Annotated in this window: 19 protein-coding genes; 7 read left to right on the top strand and 12 right to left on the bottom strand. The window is 61.6% G+C overall.

Features of this window, described 5'->3' with window-relative positions; genetic code table 11:
* Nucleotides 1-16 precede the first annotated feature (16 nt).
* The 10 genes from folK to argB form a co-directional block, all read right to left on the bottom strand.
* Complete coding sequence (gene folK, locus ACWGKN_RS15545; RefSeq protein ID WP_052159655.1) at nt 17-553, bottom strand: 2-amino-4-hydroxy-6-hydroxymethyldihydropteridine diphosphokinase; 537 nt, start codon at nt 551-553, stop codon at nt 17-19.
* A gap of 9 nt (nt 554-562) precedes the next feature.
* Nucleotides 563-1,372, bottom strand: coding sequence for a 4-hydroxy-tetrahydrodipicolinate reductase (dapB, locus tag ACWGKN_RS15540; protein WP_035226679.1), 810 nt, complete (start codon nt 1,370-1,372; stop codon nt 563-565).
* A 46-nt stretch (nt 1,373-1,418) separates the two neighbouring features.
* Nucleotides 1,419-2,300, bottom strand: coding sequence for a 4-hydroxy-tetrahydrodipicolinate synthase (dapA, locus tag ACWGKN_RS15535; protein ID WP_035226676.1), 882 nt, complete (start codon nt 2,298-2,300; stop codon nt 1,419-1,421).
* 58 nt (nt 2,301-2,358) lie between these two features.
* Complete coding sequence (gene dapF / locus ACWGKN_RS15530) at nt 2,359-3,180, bottom strand: diaminopimelate epimerase (RefSeq protein ID WP_424252720.1); 822 nt, start codon at nt 3,178-3,180, stop codon at nt 2,359-2,361.
* Nucleotides 3,181-3,331: 151 nt separating this feature from the next.
* Nucleotides 3,332-4,393, bottom strand: coding sequence for a fibronectin type III domain-containing protein (locus ACWGKN_RS15525; protein WP_424252721.1), 1,062 nt, complete (start codon nt 4,391-4,393; stop codon nt 3,332-3,334).
* Nucleotides 4,393-5,778 carry an argininosuccinate lyase gene (argH, locus tag ACWGKN_RS15520; RefSeq protein ID WP_035226822.1) on the bottom strand — a complete coding sequence of 462 codons (1,386 nt, stop codon included), beginning with the start codon at nt 5,776-5,778 and terminating at the stop codon, nt 4,393-4,395. The genes ACWGKN_RS15525 and argH overlap by 1 nt, the downstream gene beginning before the upstream one ends.
* A gap of 22 nt (nt 5,779-5,800) precedes the next feature.
* Nucleotides 5,801-6,997 (bottom strand): argininosuccinate synthase, encoded by a 1,197-nt coding sequence (locus ACWGKN_RS15515; RefSeq protein WP_035226671.1) that lies wholly within the window; start codon nt 6,995-6,997, stop codon nt 5,801-5,803.
* A gap of 60 nt (nt 6,998-7,057) precedes the next feature.
* Entirely contained in the window at nt 7,058-7,969 is a 912-nt protein-coding gene (gene argF, locus ACWGKN_RS15510; RefSeq protein WP_452095581.1) for an ornithine carbamoyltransferase, read from the bottom strand.
* A gap of 177 nt (nt 7,970-8,146) precedes the next feature.
* On the bottom strand, nt 8,147-9,340 hold the full coding sequence (locus ACWGKN_RS15505; protein ID WP_035226819.1) for an aspartate aminotransferase family protein: 1,194 nt from the start codon (nt 9,338-9,340) through the stop codon (nt 8,147-8,149).
* A 2-nt stretch (nt 9,341-9,342) separates the two neighbouring features.
* A complete protein-coding gene (argB, locus tag ACWGKN_RS15500) occupies nt 9,343-10,233 on the bottom strand; it encodes an acetylglutamate kinase (RefSeq protein WP_035226668.1) in 891 nt (296 codons plus the stop codon).
* Nucleotides 10,234-10,477: 244 nt separating this feature from the next.
* On the opposite strand from argB, the gene lptA reads away from it, so the two are divergent.
* The 7 genes from lptA (at nt 10,478) to ACWGKN_RS15465 (ending at nt 17,090) form a co-directional block, all read left to right on the top strand.
* On the top strand, nt 10,478-11,032 hold the full coding sequence (gene lptA / locus ACWGKN_RS15495; protein ID WP_052159654.1) for a lipopolysaccharide transport periplasmic protein LptA: 555 nt from the start codon (nt 10,478-10,480) through the stop codon (nt 11,030-11,032).
* Between the two features lie 18 nt (nt 11,033-11,050).
* Nucleotides 11,051-11,773 (top strand): LPS export ABC transporter ATP-binding protein, encoded by a 723-nt coding sequence (lptB, locus tag ACWGKN_RS15490; RefSeq protein WP_035226667.1) that lies wholly within the window; start codon nt 11,051-11,053, stop codon nt 11,771-11,773.
* 8 nt (nt 11,774-11,781) lie between these two features.
* Nucleotides 11,782-13,233, top strand: coding sequence for an RNA polymerase factor sigma-54 (gene rpoN, locus ACWGKN_RS15485; RefSeq protein ID WP_035226666.1), 1,452 nt, complete (start codon nt 11,782-11,784; stop codon nt 13,231-13,233).
* A 151-nt stretch (nt 13,234-13,384) separates the two neighbouring features.
* A complete protein-coding gene (locus ACWGKN_RS15480; protein WP_052159653.1) occupies nt 13,385-14,251 on the top strand; it encodes a TRAP transporter TatT component family protein in 867 nt (288 codons plus the stop codon).
* A 34-nt stretch (nt 14,252-14,285) separates the two neighbouring features.
* Complete coding sequence (locus ACWGKN_RS15475) at nt 14,286-15,296, top strand: TRAP transporter substrate-binding protein (protein WP_035226665.1); 1,011 nt, start codon at nt 14,286-14,288, stop codon at nt 15,294-15,296.
* A gap of 13 nt (nt 15,297-15,309) precedes the next feature.
* Entirely contained in the window at nt 15,310-15,828 is a 519-nt protein-coding gene (locus tag ACWGKN_RS15470; protein ID WP_052159652.1) for a TRAP transporter small permease subunit, read from the top strand.
* On the top strand, nt 15,825-17,090 hold the full coding sequence (locus ACWGKN_RS15465; RefSeq protein ID WP_035226664.1) for a TRAP transporter large permease: 1,266 nt from the start codon (nt 15,825-15,827) through the stop codon (nt 17,088-17,090). The genes ACWGKN_RS15470 and ACWGKN_RS15465 overlap by 4 nt, the downstream gene beginning before the upstream one ends.
* A gap of 12 nt (nt 17,091-17,102) precedes the next feature.
* On the opposite strand, the gene hpt is transcribed toward ACWGKN_RS15465, so the two are convergent.
* Nucleotides 17,103-17,639: a hypoxanthine phosphoribosyltransferase gene (hpt, locus tag ACWGKN_RS15460; protein WP_035226663.1), complete on the bottom strand. Its 537-nt coding sequence runs from the start codon at nt 17,637-17,639 to the stop codon at nt 17,103-17,105.
* A 98-nt stretch (nt 17,640-17,737) separates the two neighbouring features.
* A complete protein-coding gene (locus ACWGKN_RS15455; RefSeq protein WP_035226662.1) occupies nt 17,738-18,478 on the bottom strand; it encodes a 16S rRNA (uracil(1498)-N(3))-methyltransferase in 741 nt (246 codons plus the stop codon).
* Between the last annotated feature and the right edge of the window lies 1 nt (nt 18,479).

Genomic DNA, 18,479 nt, shown 5'->3' with positions numbered 1-18,479 from the left:
TGGTGGTATAGACAGCTCAATCCCAGTTCTGGCGGGCGATCTCCTGCAATGAAATACTCCCCCGGGACATCTGCGCCTCAAGTTCCGCTTCCATCTCCCTGGCGGTTTTCCCATGGGCCTTGCTCCACAGCTCGGGAGCGATCTCGGCCAGTGGCCGCAGGACGAACAGCCTCTCCTGCAAGCGCGGGTGGGGCAGCACTAGTCCTGGGATATCAACCATGATATCATCATAAGAGAGCATATCCAGATCGAGGGTGCGATCCTCGTAGCCTTCGGCCCGCTCGTTCCTCGTTCTGCCGAACGCGGCTTCGATCTGCAGGAGCTTATCCAGCACCTGCAGCGGAGGGAGCGTCGTCTGCAGTTCACCGACGGCATTGGTGAACCAATTGGCGCTGGCCATCCCCACCGGTGACGAAACATAGGGGTGCGAGAGGGCGACGGTCACGATTTCCGCCACCTCGCCGATAGCCCGCCAGGCCGCGGTCAGCACCTCCTTGCCGTTGCCCAGATTCGATCCCAGACCGATGAATACCCTCTCCACCCTGTTCGCCATCGATCGGCTTCAGAAATCCTGCAACCCCAGGACATCGAACATGCTGTAGAGGCCGCATTCCTGTCCGACGACCCAGGCCGCCGCCGTTGCCGCTCCCTTGGCAAAATGGTCCCGGCTGTGGGCGCGATGCGACAGCTCGAGCCGTTCGCCCGGTCCGGCATAGAATATCGTATGCTCGCCGACGATATCCGCCGCCCTGATCGACTGGATGCCGATCTCGTGGGGTTTGCGTTCACCGATGATGCCGTTGCGCTCGAAAACCGCGACATCCTTGAGATTCCGGTTGACCCCGGCGGCCGCCATTTCCCCGAGTTTCAAGGCGGTGCCGCTCGGGGCATCCTTCTTGCGGTTATGGTGGGCCTCGATGATCTCGATATCGTAATCGTCGCCCAGGATCGCCGCCGTCTTCTTGACCAGTTTGAACAGGACATTGACGCAGATCGACATGTTCGGCGATTGGACGCAGGGGAAATTGCGGCTGAGTTCCTTCAGTTCGGCAAGGTTCTCCGGCGACAGGCCGGTCGTCCCGATCACCATGGCCCTGCCGTGTCGGGCCGCCAGGCGGACGAATTCCATCGTTGCCTTGTGAAAGGTGAAGTCGATGATCACATCGCCCTGATCGATCACCGCTTCCAACCCCTCACGAATAACAACGCCGCTCCCGGTCCCGGTGAGCAGCTCGCCGACATCCCTGCCGATATTCGCATTGCCGGCGGCCTCGAAGGCCGCGGCATACTCCAGCCGGGGATGCTCGCCGACCATATGGGCCACCCGCCGCCCCATCCTGCCGGTTGCTCCGGCGATAATCACCTTGATCATGGTGTCGTTCCTCCCGTCTTCCTGTTCCGTCGTCTCAATGCCCGACTCAGATCAACCCCAGACCGGCCATCGCTCCCCGCAGCTTGTCGATCCCGCTTGCATCCAGCGGGGCCAGCGGCAGCCGGGGCAGACCGCTGCGGATCTTGCCCAGCAATTCCATCCCCGCTTTGGCCGGCACCGGATTCGGGGCGCAGAACAGGGCCTTCATCAGGGGATACATCCGGAAATGCAGGGCATTGGCCTTGGCCAGATCGCCGGCCAGCGCCGCTTCCATCAGCTCGGCCATCCCTTTGGGATAGACATTGGAGATGACCGAGATGACGCCTTTGCCGCCCAGCAACACGGTCGGCATCGCGGTGAAATCGTCGCCGGACAGGACGATGAAGTCGTCGGGACAGAGGCGGAGGACATCGCTCACCTGTTCGATACTGCCGCAGGCCTCCTTGATGCCGATGATATTTTTGACCTCGGCCAGCCGGGCCACGGTCTCGGGCAGCATGTTGATGGCCGTCCGTCCCGGCACGTTGTACAGGAACATCGGGATGTCGACGGCCTCGGCAATGGCCTTGAAATGCTGGTAGAGGCCTTCGGCATTCGGCTTGTTGTAGTACGGCGTCACCGACAGCACGGCATCGGCGCCGCTCTCCCTGGCACTCTCCGTCAGTTCGATGGCCTCGAGGGTGTTGTTGGCCCCGGTCCCGGCAACCACCGGCACCCGCCCGGCCACCGTCTGCACGGTCAGCTCGATCACCCGCTTGTGCTCGTTGAAATCAAGGGTCGCCGATTCTCCGGTGGTTCCACATGGCACGATTCCATGGGTCCCCTGGGCGATCTGGAATTCGATCAGATCGACAAACCCCTGCTCGTCCAGTCGGCCATCGATAAACGGTGTGACTATCGCGACATATGCGCCATGGAATTTCTTCATGTTTCGTTCCTCCAAAAATTCCTGCCTTTATTATCTTCCTTGCGCGATCCCGATGCTCTCAGAGCAGGGATTCGGCGGTCAGCAGCCCTTCGTAGATCAGCCGCGCCGGTCCCTGCAGATGGACGTTGCCGATCCCGCGACCCTCCGGCAGGTCGAAGGCGACTGTCAGCCGTTCACCGCCGGAGGTAACGACCTGTACGGGCGGCCGGACCATACGCCGCAGACCGGCGATGAGCGCTGCGGCCACCGCCCCGGTGCCACAGGCCATGGTCTCGTCCTCGACTCCGCGTTCATAGGTACGGACATGGAGTCTTCCATCCGGCAGCAGGCGGGCAAAGTTGACGTTCGTCCCTGCCGGCTGAAACACTTGATGAAAACGGATCTCTCTTCCCCATTCTTTAACGGGAATGGTCTCCACGTCAATAAAAATAACTGCATGCGGGACCCCGGTGTTGATCGAGGCAACGGTCAGGTGCCGGCCGTCGACATCGATCGTGCGATCGGGCCGATGATCGACCGGGTCGGTCATCAGCACGCTGACGGTTTCGTCTTCGTCGAGGATTTCGGCCTCGATCGCCCCGGCAATGGTCTCAAAACGCATCGTTTTTCCCGCAATTCCATGCCGATAGGCAAATCTGGCGGCGCATCTGGCGCCATTGCCGCACATCTCGGCCACGGAGCCGTCGGCATTGTAGAATTGCCACTTGAAATCGGCCACATCACTGTCTTCAAGCAGGATCAGGCCGTCGGCGCCGACCGAGAATTTCCGCCGGCAGATCTTGCGGGCAAAATCAGGCTGGTCTGCAGGATCAAGCAGTGGGCGACGATGATCGATGATGACGAAGTCATTGCCGGCACCGCTCATTTTGGCGAAGGCCAACGGAAATATGCTCATTATGATGTTAAAATCGGCTGCGGCTCTCCGCTTTTCCGCAGATACAGACAAGTGAACCCTCCAGCCGGAAATATCCGATGACTTGGAGGGTTCGCCACCCAGGCACGGCCTCACCTGGCAGTATTACACAAGCGTGTTAATCCCTGGTCGTCGCCTCGGCCGATTTCGCGCTCTCATTGGCCGGGGTGCCCTGGTCGATGGCCGTTACCGCATAGTAGTAGCGTACGCCGGGTTCAGCCTTGGTATCGACGAACAGCGTAAAGGCCGGTTCGACCTCGCCGACCAGGGACATTCCCTTCGCGGCGGCGGTGCGGCGGTAGACCCTGTATCCGCCCAGGTCTTCTTCGGCCGATTTTTCCCACAGCACCTTGATCCCCATATCCGTTTCAATCGCGGAGACACCGGTCGGCGCGGCGGGAGGGGTCAGATCGGCGGCCAGGGTCGAGACCGGCCGGCTCATCCCGCCGGCAACGACTTCCTTGCCGACCAGGAGCTGCGACTGCACCTGATAGGTGTACTGCTGCTTGATCGCAACCTGGCGATCGACAAAGGACGTCCCCTCAACCACCCCGATCTTCTCGAAATCCCGGCCGCCGGTGCTGCGCAGTACCTGATACTGCAGCGGGTTGCCTACCGGGCCGCCATCGCGGAGCATGGTCACCGGCTGCCATTTCAGGACGATCTCCCTGTTGCCGACCTTGGCGGTCAGATTCTCAGGCGCCCTGGCCGGCACCTGCCAGATAAAGGTAATGATATTGGAATCGGCACTCTCGGCAAACCAGCTGGTCCGGGAGCGGACCTTGAAGAAATACTTGTATCCCGGTTTGAGTCCGGACATGGTGAAAACGGCCTTTCTCGCCTTGCCGTCCTCGGTGGTCAGGCCCGCCGGCTGCTCAACCGGGTCGACAAAGGGGATCGGACAGGTGCTGCAGTAATCCTTGAGGGGGATTTCCGCCCGGTACAGTTCGAAGGAGGAGATAGTCTCGATATCCTTTCCCCTGACGGTCTCCATCGGATAGGTCCAGGCCAGTGTCACTCCTTTCTCATCCGTTTCAAAGCCCAGATCCTTGATCGCCTGCGGGACGACCGTTTCCGGCGGCACCGGATGATTTTTGTATCCGCACCCCCCGACCACCAGCAAGGATGCACCCAGCAACAGACTTGCCCCAGCGACAACGGCCCTGTGTAATATCCTCATCACGCAATCCCCATTTGTTTTTCAGCAAGACTGACCGCCTCTTCCACCCGCCGCAGCCCGGTCCCTCCGGTAGAGATGCGGCTGTTGACCGAACCTTCGACACGCAGTACCTCAAAGACATCTTCTTCGATAAGCCTGGAGTGGTGCTGCAGCTGCTCGATCGTCAGGTCCTCCAGTTCGCACCCCTGGTCGATACAGAATGCCACCGCACGGCCCACAATACCATGCGCCTCTCGAAAAGGAACACCTTTTACCACCAGATAATCGGCGAGATCGGTGGCCGTCATGCAGCCATGTCGGGTCGCCTCGGCCATCCTCTCCGTCTTAAATCGCAGGTTGCGCAGCAGCTCGGCCATGATCGACAGCGAGGCGGCGACGGTGTCGACCGCATCGAAGACCGGTTCCTTGTCTTCCTGCAGGTCGCGGTTGTAGGTCAGCGGCAGGCCTTTGACCAGGGTGATGAGGGTCATCAGGCTGCCGACCACCCGGCCGCTTTTGCCCCGGATCAGCTCCGGAATATCCGGGTTTTTCTTCTGCGGCATGATCGACGACCCGGTGCAGAAGGCATCGGCGATGTCGACAAAGGAGAACTCCTCGGTCGACCACAGCACCAGTTCCTCGGACAGCCGCGACAGGTGCAGCTGGACCAGGGTGCAGCAGCTGACGAACTCGATGGCGAAATCGCGGTCGCCGACGGTATCCATGGAGTTGGCGGTGACCCCGTCGAAATCGAGGGCCGCCGCCACCTGCTCGCGGTCGATCGGCAGCCCGCTGCCGGCCATGGCGGCACTGCCTAACGGGGAGAGGTTCATCCGCCGGCGGCAGTCGGCCAGCCGCGTCCGGTCGCGACCGAACATCTCGTAATAGGCCAGCAGGTGGTGGGAGACGAGCACCGGCTGGGCCCGCTGCATATGGGTGTACCCCGGCATCACGTGGCCGAGATACTGGCGGGCCAGCACAACGAAGGCCTTCTGGACCCCGGTCAGCAGGTCGCCGATGATGTCGCACTGGTCGCGCAGGTACATCTTCAGGTCGAGGGCGATCTGGTCGTTGCGGCTGCGGGCGCTGTGCAGCCTGGCCCCCGCCGGGCCGATCCGTTCGACCAGGGACTTTTCGATATTCATGTGAATATCCTCGAGCTCGCGCCGGAACCGGAAGGTCCCGGCATCGATCTCCTGCTCGATCTCGGTCAGGCCGCGGAGGATGTCGGCCAGTTCCTCACCGCTGAGGATGCCGCGATCGGCCAGCATCGTCGCATGGGCCCTGCTGCCGGCGATATCGTAGCGGTAGAGCCGGCTGTCATAATGGATCGAGGCGGTGAAGGCCTCGACCGAGGCGGCGGTCGAGGCGGAAAAACGGCCGCCCCACAGTTTTGCTGAACCCATCTTGTCCTGTCCGCTCATACCGTCATCTGTTCTGGAGGGCCTGGATCCGCAGGCGCAGCCCGTTGAGGCGGATGAAACCGGTGGCATCGGCCTGGTCGTAGACGGTGTCCTCCTCGAAGGTGGCAAAACTCTCCTGGTACAGCGATTGATCGGACTTGCGGCCGACGACGGTGCAGTTGCCCTTGTACAGTTTGAGCCTGACGGTGCCGTTGACGGTTCTCTGGCAGGCGTCCATCGTCGTCTGCAGCAGCTCCCGCTCCGGCGAGAACCAGAAGCCGTTGTAGATCAACTCGGAGTAGCGGGGCACCAGGGAATCGCGGATCCGCATGACCTCGCGGTCGAGGGTGATGGTCTCCAGCGCCCGGTGGGCCTCGCGCAGGATGGTCCCGCCCGGCGTCTCGTAAACCCCGTGCGATTTCATGCCGACGAAGCGGTTCTCCACCAGATCGAGCCGGCCGATGCCGTTGGCGCCGCCCAGCTTGTTCAGGATCTGGAACAGGGGCAGAGGCTCGAGCCTCCGGCCGTCGAGGGCCACCGGATCACCGTGGCGGAACTCGACCTCGAGATAGGTCGGCTTGTCGGGGGCCTGCTCGGGGGCCACGGTCAGCTTGAACATCGCCGGGTCGGGTTCGTTCCACGGATCCTCGAGGATGCCGCCCTCGAAACTGATGTGCAGCAGGTTCTCGTCGGAGCTGTACGGTTTTTCCTTGGTCACCGGGATCGGGATGGCATGCTGCCGGGCGAATTCGACCAGCTTCTGCCGCGAATTGAGGTTCCACAGCCGCCACGGGGCGATGATCTTCAGTTTCGGCGCCAGACCGATATAGGCCAGCTCGAACCGGACCTGGTCGTTACCCTTGCCGGTGGCGCCATGGCTGACGGCATCGGCGCCCTCCTCCAGGGCGATCCGCACCTGTTCCTTGGCGATCAGCGGCCGCGCCAGCGAGGTGCCGAGGAGATACGATCCCTCGTAGATGGCATTGGAGCGGAAGGCCGGGAAGATATAGTTCTCGACGAACTCGGTCTTCAGATCGGAGACGATGACCTTCTCCGCCCCGGTCGCCAGGCCCTTGGCCCGCACCGCATCCCAGTCTTCCTCCTGACCGATGTCGGCCGAATAGGCGATGACCGAACACTGGTATTCCTCGGCCAGCCACTTGAGTATGACCGACGTGTCCAGCCCGCCGGAGTAGGCCAGAACGATCTTCTGTACATCCATATCTGTTTACCTCAATTGAAAATGGAAATGCGGACATTTCCTCAAAGTTTCACTCTCTTCTCAGGCGATGAATTTTTCGAGAATCGCCTTGTGGATATGCATCTTGTTTTCCGCCTGGTCAAAGGCCACGCACTGCGCCGACTCGAGGACCTCGTCGGTGATCTCTTCGCCGCGGTGGGCGGGAAGGCAGTGCAGGACGATGGACTCCGCCGGGGCCTTGGCCAGCAGCGCGGCGTTGACCTGATAGCTGCTGAAGACCTTGAGACGTTCGTTCTGCTCGGACTCCTGCCCCATCGAGGCCCAGACATCGACATTGACGACGTCGGCGCCGGCAACCGCCAGCTTCGGATCGCGGATCACGGCAATCTGGCCGGCGGCCTCGGCCCGGCTCCGGGCCAGGATCCCGGCATCGGGCTCATACCCTTCGGGACAGGCCAGGACCAGCTCGAAACCGAATTTGCCGGCGGCCTGAATCCAGGAATTGGCCATATTGTTACCGTCGCCGATCCAGGCGATCCTCAGGTTCCTGAGAGGACCTTTCTTCTCCTGAATCGTCATGATATCACTGAGGATCTGACAGGGATGGTGAAGGTCCGTCAGGGCGTTGATGACCGGGACGGAACTGTAGGCGGCGAGCTCATTGACGACGTCCTGGCCGAAGGTCCGCACCACCATCGCATCGACATAGCGCGACATGACCCGGGCCATGTCCTTCAACGGCTCGGAGCGAGCCAGCTGGGTGTCGCGGGCGGACAGGAAAATGACCTGCCCGCCGAGCCCGTACATTGCCGCCTCGAACGAGACCCGGGTCCGGGTCGAGGGTTTCTCGAAGATCAGGCCGATCGTGCGACCGGCCAGCTGCCGGTGGGCCATCCCTTCGCTGCGTTCACGCTTGAGCTGTACCGCCCGTTCGACAAAATACGCCAGTTCGTCTCTTGAGAATTCTTCCAGTGAAAGTAAATGCTTTGCCATAACCGACACCCAAGGTTCACGCCGGCCGACCACGGTCTCCGGCAGCCATCTCCCTGCACCTTCTCACGCTGATTTTCAAGGGAGAAAAGATGTATTTTTACATGAAAGGCAGGGCATTTGCAAAGATTTTTCCCGGAAATCCTCAGGCTGCGGCCGGTTTCGCTCCGTTTTCCGGCATCAATACTCAGCCAGGAGATCGGCCAGCGCGGCAATGAAACAATCGATCTCCTCCTCGCTGACAATCAGCGGCGGCACGAAACGCAAGGCGACATTGCCGGCGAAATTGCAGAGGAAGCCCCGCTCGAACATCTTTTTGACGATGTCGCTGCCGAGGGCCACCCCTTTCTCCGTCAGCACCAGCCCCAGAATCATGCCCAGGCCCCGTACCCCCTCCGCCAGGTCGGGAAATCGTGCCGCCAGCTGCTGCAGCTGCGTCTGAAAATACATCCCCCGCCGCCGTACTCCCGGAAGGAAGCCCTCGGCCAGAATGATCTCCAGGCTGGCCACGGCGGCCGCCGCCACCACCGGATTGCCGCCGAAGGTCGAGGCATGGGTGCCGGGGGTGAAGGCGGCGGCAATGGCGTCGGTCGTCAGCATCGCCCCGATCGGCAGACCGTTGCCGAGGGCCTTGGCGACGGTCATGATGTCGGGCTGTATGCCCATCTGGTGGTAGGCGAACAGGGTTCCGGTCCGGCCGATGCCGGTCTGCACCTCGTCAAAGATCAGCGTCAGACCGTGCCTGGTGCACAGCTCCCTGATCCCCTGCAGATACGCGGCCTCCAGCGGCCGCACTCCGCCCTCGCCCTGCAGCGGTTCGCAGAGGACGGCGCAGGTCTGGTCGCCGATCAGTTCCTCGATGGCGGCGAGATCGCCGAACGGGGCATGGACAAAACCTTCCGGCAGCGGGTCGAACCCCTTGTGGAATCTGGTCTGGCCGGTGGCGGCGACAGTGGCCAGGGTCCGGCCATGAAAGGAGCCGGCCAGCGAGATGACCTGATAGCGTCCCTCCCCGGCATGGATGCGGGCCAGCTTGATCGCCGCCTCGTTGGCCTCGGCGCCGCTGTTGGCGAGGAAGACCTTGTCGGCAAAGGAGTTGGCGACAAGGAGTTCGGCCAGCCTGGTCTGGGGCTCGGTATAGTACAGGTTGGAGACGTGGACCAGTTCGGCCGCCTGGCGGCAGATGGCCGCGGTCACCGCCGGATGGCAGTGACCGAGGGCGCAGACCGCGATCCCCGAGAGAAAATCGAGATATTCCCGCCCGTCGGCATCCCACAGACGACACCCATCCCCCTTGATCATCGCCGCCGGAAATCGTGCATACGTCGCAACAAATACCTTGTCGGCCCTGGCCTTCAACTGCTCGTTCGTGATCATCAGCAAATCTCCGTTCCCACCCCTTCCCGGGTGAACATCTCGAGCAGGATCGCATGCTCGACCCTGCCGTCTATTATGTATGTCTTGGCCACCCCGCGCGCCAGCGCCGCCTCGCAGCACCGGACCTTGGGGATCATGCCGCCGGTCAGGGTGCCGTCGGCGATCAGCGGTTCGATATCCTGGCGGGACAGTGAAGGGATGAGCATCCCCTGCTTGTCCTTGACGCCGGTCACGTCGGTCAGCAACATCAACTTCTCGGCCGCCAGTTCACCGGCAATGGCTCCGGCCACCAGGTCGGCGTTGATGTTGAAGGCCTGCCCATCCTCCCCGACTCCCACCGGGGCGATGACCGGGATGAAATCGGCCTGGGACAGGCTTTCCAGGACCTCCGGATTGATTTTGGTCACCTGGCCGACCCGGCCGAGGTCGATCAGTTCGGGCGGGGCGTCCTTGATGTCGTCGCCCTTGGCCCTGCTGCTCATCTGCAGCTTCCGGGCGCAGACCAGATCGCCGTCGCGCCCGGACAGGCCGACCGCCTTGCCGCCGCAGTGGTTGATCAGGCCGACGATCTCCTTGTTGACCTTGCCGACCAGAACCATCTCGACCACGTCCATGGTCTCGCCGTCGGTGACCCGCATCCCCTGGACATAGCTGGGCTTGATGTCGAGGCGGTCGAGGAAGCGGTTGATCTGCGGTCCGCCGCCGTGGACGATCACCGGGTTGATGCCGATCTGCTTGAGCAGGATGACGTCGAGGGCGAACTGCCGCTTCAGGTGCTCATCGACCATCGCGTGACCACCGTACTTGATGACCACCACCTTGTTCCTGAATTTCTGCATGTAGGGCAGAGATTCAATCAGGATTTTTGCCTTCTCGATACTTTCTTGCATTGCACTATCCGTGAGTGGACCAAAATTTTCTATGGGGGAACCGAAAGAGAATTTATCAACCGGAAATCATGTCATGATCGTGGTCAAGGCCCCAATTCTGCAAGCATTGTACTGAGTCGCCGCTGTTTAGTAAAGGACTGTTTCGACAGGACCGGAACAGCCTTCTTTACATTTCCAAGGGATTAAGCTACGATGGGCTCGGTAATTGCAAAGGAGATTTCCCCCTGTTCACCGGAGATTCACGATGATGCGAATGTTCACCCACATGTTCAGATCCTCCTGTCTTGCCGCTATCCTCTGCTGCCTCGCCGTCATGCCCGCGGTTGCGGCGGATGCCCCGATCCAGATCGAGGCCGACAAGATGTCCTCGACCGAAAAGACCAATACCGTGCTGTTTACCGGCAACGTCGATGCGCGTCAGGCGGATGTGCGCATCCGCGCCAACGAGATGACTGTCTTCTACACACCGGCCAAACCGAACAAGAAAGGACAGAAGACCGCCAGCCAGCAGGTGGAGAAGATCATCTGCACCGGCAATGTCGAGGTCTCGAAGAAAGAGTGGCTCGGGACCTCGAAGAAAATGATCTACCTGGCCAAGGAGCGGCAGGTCATCCTGATGGACAACGCCAAGGCCTACCAGGGGCAGAATATGGTCAGCGGCGAGAAGATTGTCTACTACATGGACGAAGGGCGTTCAGAGGTTGTCGGCGGGGCAAAGAGAACAAAAACCACGGTCGGGGATTCCGGCAAGGGCGCATCGAAACCGGGCCGGGTCAACATGACCATTATCCAGAAATAGAACGGCAACAATATCGCCATGTCCCTGCTGGAGACAAAAAATATCGTCAAGCGGTACGGCAACCGCACGGTTGTTGACGGCGTCAGCCTTCAGGTCAACACCGGGGTCGTGGTCGGATTGCTCGGACCGAACGGGGCTGGCAAGACAACCTCCTTCTACTCGATCGCCGGGTTTATCCGTCCCACCAGCGGTCATATCCTGCTCGACGGGGAAACGATCACCAATCTGCCGATACACAAACGGGCGCTGAAGGGAATATCCTACCTGGCCCAGGAGCCATCGGTATTCAAGAAGCTGACCGTCGAAGAGAATGTCCGCATCATCCTCGAGCCGCTGGGACTGAGCAAAAACGAGATCAGCAACCGGATCAACGAGTTGATGGCCGATCTCGGCATCGAGTACCTGCGCCACAACAAGGGCTATGCCCTCTCCGGCGGCGAGCGGCGGCGGGTCGAAATCATGCGGTCGCTGTCCACCCGGCCCCGCTTCATCCTCCTCGACGAGCCCTTCGCCGGGATCGACCCGCTGGCCGTCATCGAGTTGCAGAAGATCATCCACGGCCTGAAGGACAAGGGCCTCGGCATCCTGATCTCCGATCACAACGTCCGGGAGACGCTCCAGGTCTGTGATTTCGCTTACATCATGAACGCCGGGCAGATCCTGACCAGCGGCGTGGCGGAAGACATCATCGAGAGCGAGGTGGCCCGCAAGATGTACCTCGGCGAAAATTTCAGCATGTAAAGAGATCTATGGCACTGGAACTCCGACAACAGCTCAAGCTGGCCCAGAAACTGGTGATGACGCCGCAGTTGCGGCAGGCCATCCGGCTGCTGCAGTTGAACCGGCTCGAGCTCTCCAATGCCCTGCAGGCCGAACTGGAGCAGAACCCCGCCCTGGAGGAGGAACTCTCACAGATCGATACCACCGAGGCAACCCACGGCCTGTCCTCGACGCTCGAAAACCTGGAACCGGGAAGAGAGGAGGACTTCACCGAACGGGTGGCCGTCTCGGACAACCTGTCCGAGATCAACTGGGAGGATTACGCCAACAACTTCGACAGCAATTTTTCCTTCGCCCATGAAGTCCCCGCCGCCGACGCCCCGTCCCAGTTCGATTTCATCTCCGCAAAACCGGGACTTTCCGCCTACCTCCATTGGCAATTGGCCCATGCCGAACTCGATGACCACGAATGGGACATCGCCCTCTACATCATCGGCAACCTCAACCGTTATGGCTTTCTCGAGGTCGATCTCGACGAGATCATGTCCCAGACCGAATCCACCCACGATGAGGCCGAATATATCCTCGAGGTCATCCAGGATCTCGACCCGCCCGGGATCGCAGCCCGGAATGTCACCGAATCACTGCTGCTGCAGTTGGAGCGGCTCGGGATGGCCGACTCTCTCGCCGCCGAGATCGTCCGGGACCATCTCCCCCTGCTCGAAACCCGCAACTACAAGGCCCTGATGCGGGCCACCGGCCACAAGAAATCCGAGATTACCAAGGCGATCGAATACATCATCAAGCAGCTCACCCCCTACCCCGGACTGCCCTACGCCGAGGAAAACACCAACTACATCGTCCCCGATGTCTACGTCCGGAAGATCGACGGCGAGTATATCATCCGGCTCAACGACGACGACCTGCCGCAGCTGAAGCTATCGTCCCACTACCAGGAATTGCTCAACGACAAGGGGTTGCAGAAGGAGTCCCGCCACTATATCCACGATAAGCTGAAGAATGCCGAATGGTTCATCAAATCGATCCATCAGCGGCAGCGGACAATCTACAAGGTCATGGAGAGTCTGCTCAAATTCCAGTATGAATTCTTCGAGCATGGACCGGGGCACCTCAAGCCGCTGATCCTCCGCGATGTCGCCGAGGACATCGACATGCATGAATCGACGATCAGCCGGGTCACTTCAAACAAGTACGTCCATACCCCGCAGGGGATTTACGAACTGAAGTATTTCTTTTCGACCGCGATCCCGCGTAACGGCGGAGAGGCCCTGGCCTCGGAATCAATCAGGAACACCATCCTCAAGATGATCCAGGAAGAGGACAGGATAAAACCCCTGAGCGACAACGACATTGCTGAAATTCTGGCCAAACAGAACATCCAGATCGCCCGCCGCACAGTGGCTAAGTACAGGGAACAGTTAAAAATACTTCCTGTAAAGCATCGCCGCCACAATAGATAGCGGGAGGATCCGGACATCACCTCCGATACCGTCTCCCCCGCCTGTCCTGTCGTCCACCCGGCGAATTCCCCTTCCTCTCTTGCCGTTTGCCAGCTATATTCAGGCATCCGGGTGTTTTCTACCCCAGACCAACCCCCATACTGAACCCGTCATGGCACGCACATCGAAGAGCTGTTGTATCCCGGCGATCGTTCTGATCCTCCTGACCCTTGGCCTGTCCTCCTGCACCCGGGTCATCACCGGCACCATCGTCCAGCCGACGGTTGACAACCTGCAGAAGCAGACCGACCTCGAGCTGGTCTGCGAGGGGGCCCCGGCCTACCTCCTGATGATCGACAGCATGATCGCCTCCGCGCCGCAGAACCGCGCCCTGCTGCGGATCGGCGCCCAGTCCTATGGTTCCTATCTCGCCGCCCTAGGCGAGTGCGGCGCCGAGCCGAACAGGATCGGCGCCATCGCCGATAAGGCCCGCTTGTATGGAACCACTCTGATCGCTCAGGTTCTGCCCGGTATCACCCCTGACCGCAGGGTGGATCTCGATGCCGAACTTGCCGCTCTGAGCCGCTCTGACGTTGCCCCGCTGTTCTGGGGGACGATGGCGTGGCTGTCGTGGATCCAGCAGCAGCAAGGTTCGGCGGAGGCGATGGCCGATCTGGTGGTCGTCGAGAAAATCATGACCCGGCTGCTGGCCCTGGATGAAACCTTCCAGGCCGGCGCGATCCACCTCTTCTTCGCCACCCTCCAGGCGACCAAACCGGCCATGCTGGGCGGCGATCCCGAGGCCAGCCGGCATCACTTCGACCGGGCGCTGGAGCTGTCGCGGCACCGGTTCCTGCTGGTCCAGACCAGCTATGCCGAAACCCTGGCCAGGATGACCCTGGACAAAAAACTGCACGACCGGCTGCTGCACGAGGTGATCGCCTTCGACATCGCCGCGGCCCCGGACTTCGCCCTCGCCAACCAGATCGCCAAACGCAAGGCGGCGCGCCTGCTCGCCGAGGAGTATTTCGCCGAATAACGGCGTATTGAACCGCCACCCGATAGGAGACCCCATGCGTCCTGTTCTTTCCCTCTTCCTCGTAGGTCTTATCCTCCTGGTCTCGGCCGTCCGCCCGGCCGACGCCCGGCCCAGGCACCTGTTCAAGATCGGCAGTCTCGCCCCGGAGGGATCGGTCTGGATCCTCCAGTTTCAGGAATTCGCCAGGGAAGTCGAGGAGAAAACGGGGGGAGAGGTCGGGTTCCGGGTCTATGCCGGCGGCATCATGGGCGATGACCAGGCGATGTACCGCAAGATACGGATCGGGCAACTGCAGGGCGGAGGCTTCACGATGACCGGCATCGCCCAGGTGGTCCCGGACTTCCGGATCATGGCCCTGCCCTTCCTCTTCACCTCCTACCAGGAGGTCGATGCCGTCACCAGAGGTCTCCTGCCGAAGTTCAGACAGCAATTCGCCGAGCAGGGGCTGGAACTGATCGCGATGACCGAGGTCGGCTTCATCTACACCATGTCGACCATGCCGATCGTCACCATCGACAACCTGCGCCAGGCCACCTGCTGGACCCCGACCGGCGATCCGGTCTCCTCGACCTATCTTTCCCAGCTCGGCATCACCCCGGTTCAGCTGTCGATCCCCGATGTCCTGTCCTCCCTGCAGACCGGACTGGTCAACACCGTCTTCAACTCCCTCTACGGTTCGATCGTCCTCCAGTGGTTCACCAAGGCCAAATATATCAACGACCTCCCCTTCGGCTACGCTTACGGCGCCCTGCTGCTTGACCAGAAGGCCCTGGCGAAACTGCCGAAGGACCAGGCCGCCATCATCCAGACGACCGCCGACAAGTATTTTCCGCCGCTGATCGCCAAGACCCGGCAGAGCAACGAGGAATCACGGGATATCCTTGCCGAAAACGGCGTTCGGTTCACGACCTTTCCCACCGAGGTCGCCGCCCAGTTGCAGGGGTTCCGGGACCAGACCGCCAAGGCGGTGATCGGCTCCTCGTTCTCCCGGGAAATCCACGACGAAACGACCCGGCTGCTGCAGGAATTCCGGTCGGGCCGCTAAGAGGCCTGCGACCATGAACGGCGAGACCACCGCCAGGCCGGGAAAAATCCTTCGCCTGCTCAACGGCATCGAGGAGACGATCCTGTGTCTCCTCCTGCTTGCGATGATCACCCTTTCCTGCCTGCAGATCGCCCTCCGCAGCCTCTTTTCGGGAGGACTGCTGTGGGCCGATCCCCTGATCCAGCAGCTGGTGCTGTGGAGCGGCCTGCTGGGGGCGGCGATGGCCACCGCCCGGGGCAAACATATCGCCCTCGACCTCGTCACCTATCTGGTGCCGAAACGGCTCCAGCCCTGGATGTTACTGGCGACCCACCTGCTGTCGACCCTTACCGCGGCAGCCCTGGTCTACGCCTCCGGTCGGTTTGTCGCCAACGAGATCGCCTATGGCAGCCCCGGCCTGTTTGGACTGCCTTCCTGGGTCTGGAACCTGGTCTTTCCCCTGGCCTTCACGATGATCGCGCTGCGCTACGGTATCGCCCTGTATCGGGACCTCGGCACGGTCATCCGCCACTGCCGGAAGGACAGGCGATGACCGCCCTCAAACTGCTGACCCTCCTGTTGGCCCTGCTGGGGACGCCGCTGTTCATCGTCATCTCGGCCCTGGCCCTGTTGTCCTTCCACACCGCCGGCATCGACCTGTCGGCGGTGATCATCGAGATGTCCCGCCTGGCCGACACCCCGATGCTCGTCTCCCTCCCCCTCTTCATCTTCGCCGGCACCCTGCTGGCGGAGAGCCGGGCGCCGGAGCGGATCCTCCAGCTGTCACAGACCTTTCTCGGCTGGCTGCCCGGCGGTCTGGCGGTGGTGTCGCTCGCCGTCTGCGCCCTGTTCACCGCCTTTACCGGCGCCTCGGGGGTCACCATCTTCGCCCTCGGCGGCCTGCTCCTGCCGGCACTGCTGCGGGACGGGTACCAGGAACGGTTCTCGATGGGCCTGATCACCTCGTCCGGCAGCCTCGGCCTGCTCTTCCCGCCCAGCCTGCCGCTGATCCTCTACGGCGTCATCTCCGAATCGCGGATCGATCATCTGTTCGTCGCCGGCATCCTGCCCGGCCTGTTGATGCTGGTGCTGCTGACGGCCTATGCCATCACCAAAAGCCCGAGAGTCGCCGCCCGGAACCGACGCCACACGGTTCGGGAAATGGCCCTGGTGCTGCGGCAGGCGGCTTGGGAACTGCCGCTTCCGGTTATCCTGCTGGGGGGAATTTACGGCGGCTTTTTTGTCGCCGGCGAAGCGGCGGCAGTGACGGCCCTCTATGTGCTGATCGTCGAAGTCGTTATCCGTCGCGAGATATCGCCGGCACAACTGGTGACGATCATAAACAAGTCGATGGTCCTTTTCGGCGGCATCCTGATCATCCTCGCCGCCTCGATGGCCTCGACCAACTACCTGATCGACCAGGAAGTGCCGATGCGGCTGTTCGCCCCGATCCGTGAACACATCAGCAGCAAGTACACCTTCCTGCTGCTGCTCAACCTCTTTCTGCTCGTCGTCGGCACCATGCTCGATATCTTCTCGGCGCTGGTCCTGGTGGTCCCTCTCATCCTGCCGATCGCCACCGGATACGGTGTCGATCCGGTCCACCTCGGCATCATCTTCCTCACCAACCTCCAGATCGGCTACTGCACCCCGCCGATCGGGCTCAACCTCTTCATGGCCTCCTACCGCTTCGAGCGTCCGGTGATCGAGCTGTATCGGGCGACACTGCCGTTCATCGCCATCCTCCTGATCACCCTCCTGATCATCACCTACCTGCCCTGGCTGAGCCTGGCTCTCGTTCAAGTCCTCGGTTGAGGCGGCCGGCCATCAGTCGGTCTTCAACACCCCGATGTAGGGCAGATTGCGGTAGCGCTGGGCAAAGTCGAGGCCGTAACCGCAGACGAAGGCGTCGGGGATGGTGATGCCGCAGAAGTCGATGTCCACCGCGCAGGTGCGCCGCGACGGTTTGTCGAGAAAGGCGCAGACCTTCAGTGAACGGGGCCGGCGCGATTGCATCATCCGGATCACATGGCTGAAGGTATGACCGGTATCGACAATATCCTCGACCAGCAGGACATCACGATCTTCGATCGACTGCTCCAGGTCCATCGCCACCTTCAATTCGCCGCTGCTGACCGTGCCGTCGCCATAGGTCGAAACCGAGATGAAATCGACGACCAGCGGCAGCGGTATCACCCTGATCAGATCGGCCATGAAGACAAAAGAGCCCCGCAGCAGGCCGACGACCACCAGTTCCCGGTCGATCCCGGAATAGCAGGCCGTGATTTCACGCCCCAGCCGCCGCACCGTTCGTGTTATTTCGCCCTCGGTAATGAGGACCCTGTCAATTCCCGCGTCCGGCATACGCCCTCCGTCACCAGCTGATTCCCGTCCTTCTCTCCGTCGCCATTCCATGCATCCGTCGACATGCCCATCGTCCCCACCCTCCGGCGCCACCGCCCTCAGAGATTGCCGGCCAGGTACTGGACCAGGGAGACGGCGGTGAGCGTCGCAGTCTCGGCCCGCAGGATGCGGCGGCCGAGGCTGACCGTCTGCCACCCCGATTCCCGGGCGGCGGCGATCTCGGCCGGCGCCAGGCCGCCTTCCGGGCCAAGGAGGATACAGACCGTGTCGATCGTCTCCGGCCGCAGCAGGTCCCGATGGAGACGGAAGTCCTGTTCTTCCTCCCAGAAGATCAACCGCAGGGTGCCGGGACCGTTGTCCACCTCAGTGATCATCGCCATGAAATCGATCGGTTCATCGACGCGCATCAGGGTGCTGCGCCGACACTGCTTGCAGGCGGCGACGACGATCCGTTGCCAACGCTCCGCTTTATGCCGGCCGCGCTGTGCATTGATGCTCCCCTGGCAGCGGCTGCTGACAAAAGGGGTCAATCGGGTCACTCCGAGTTCGGTGCACTGCTGCACCGTCCCATCCATCTTCCCGCCCTTGAGCAGCCCCTGGCCGACCCACAGCCGCACCCGGCCGGAATCGCCCTCTTCCCGGCGACCGAGCAATCTGATGACGACACTGGGCCCGACCTCGACGATCTCCGCCGCGAACACCCCGCCCCGTCCGTCCAGAACCTCGATGCCGGTCCCCGGCTGCAGACGCAGCACCCTGGTGATATGATAGGATTCTGCCGCCGACAGGATGACCTTGTCGCCATCCCGCATCCCAGGATCGAATACAAACCGCCGCATC

Source organism: Desulfoprunum sp. (assembly GCF_053613775.1).
The sequence above is the reverse complement of the archived record's forward strand: the minus strand, read 5'-3'. Positions and strand labels throughout refer to the sequence as shown.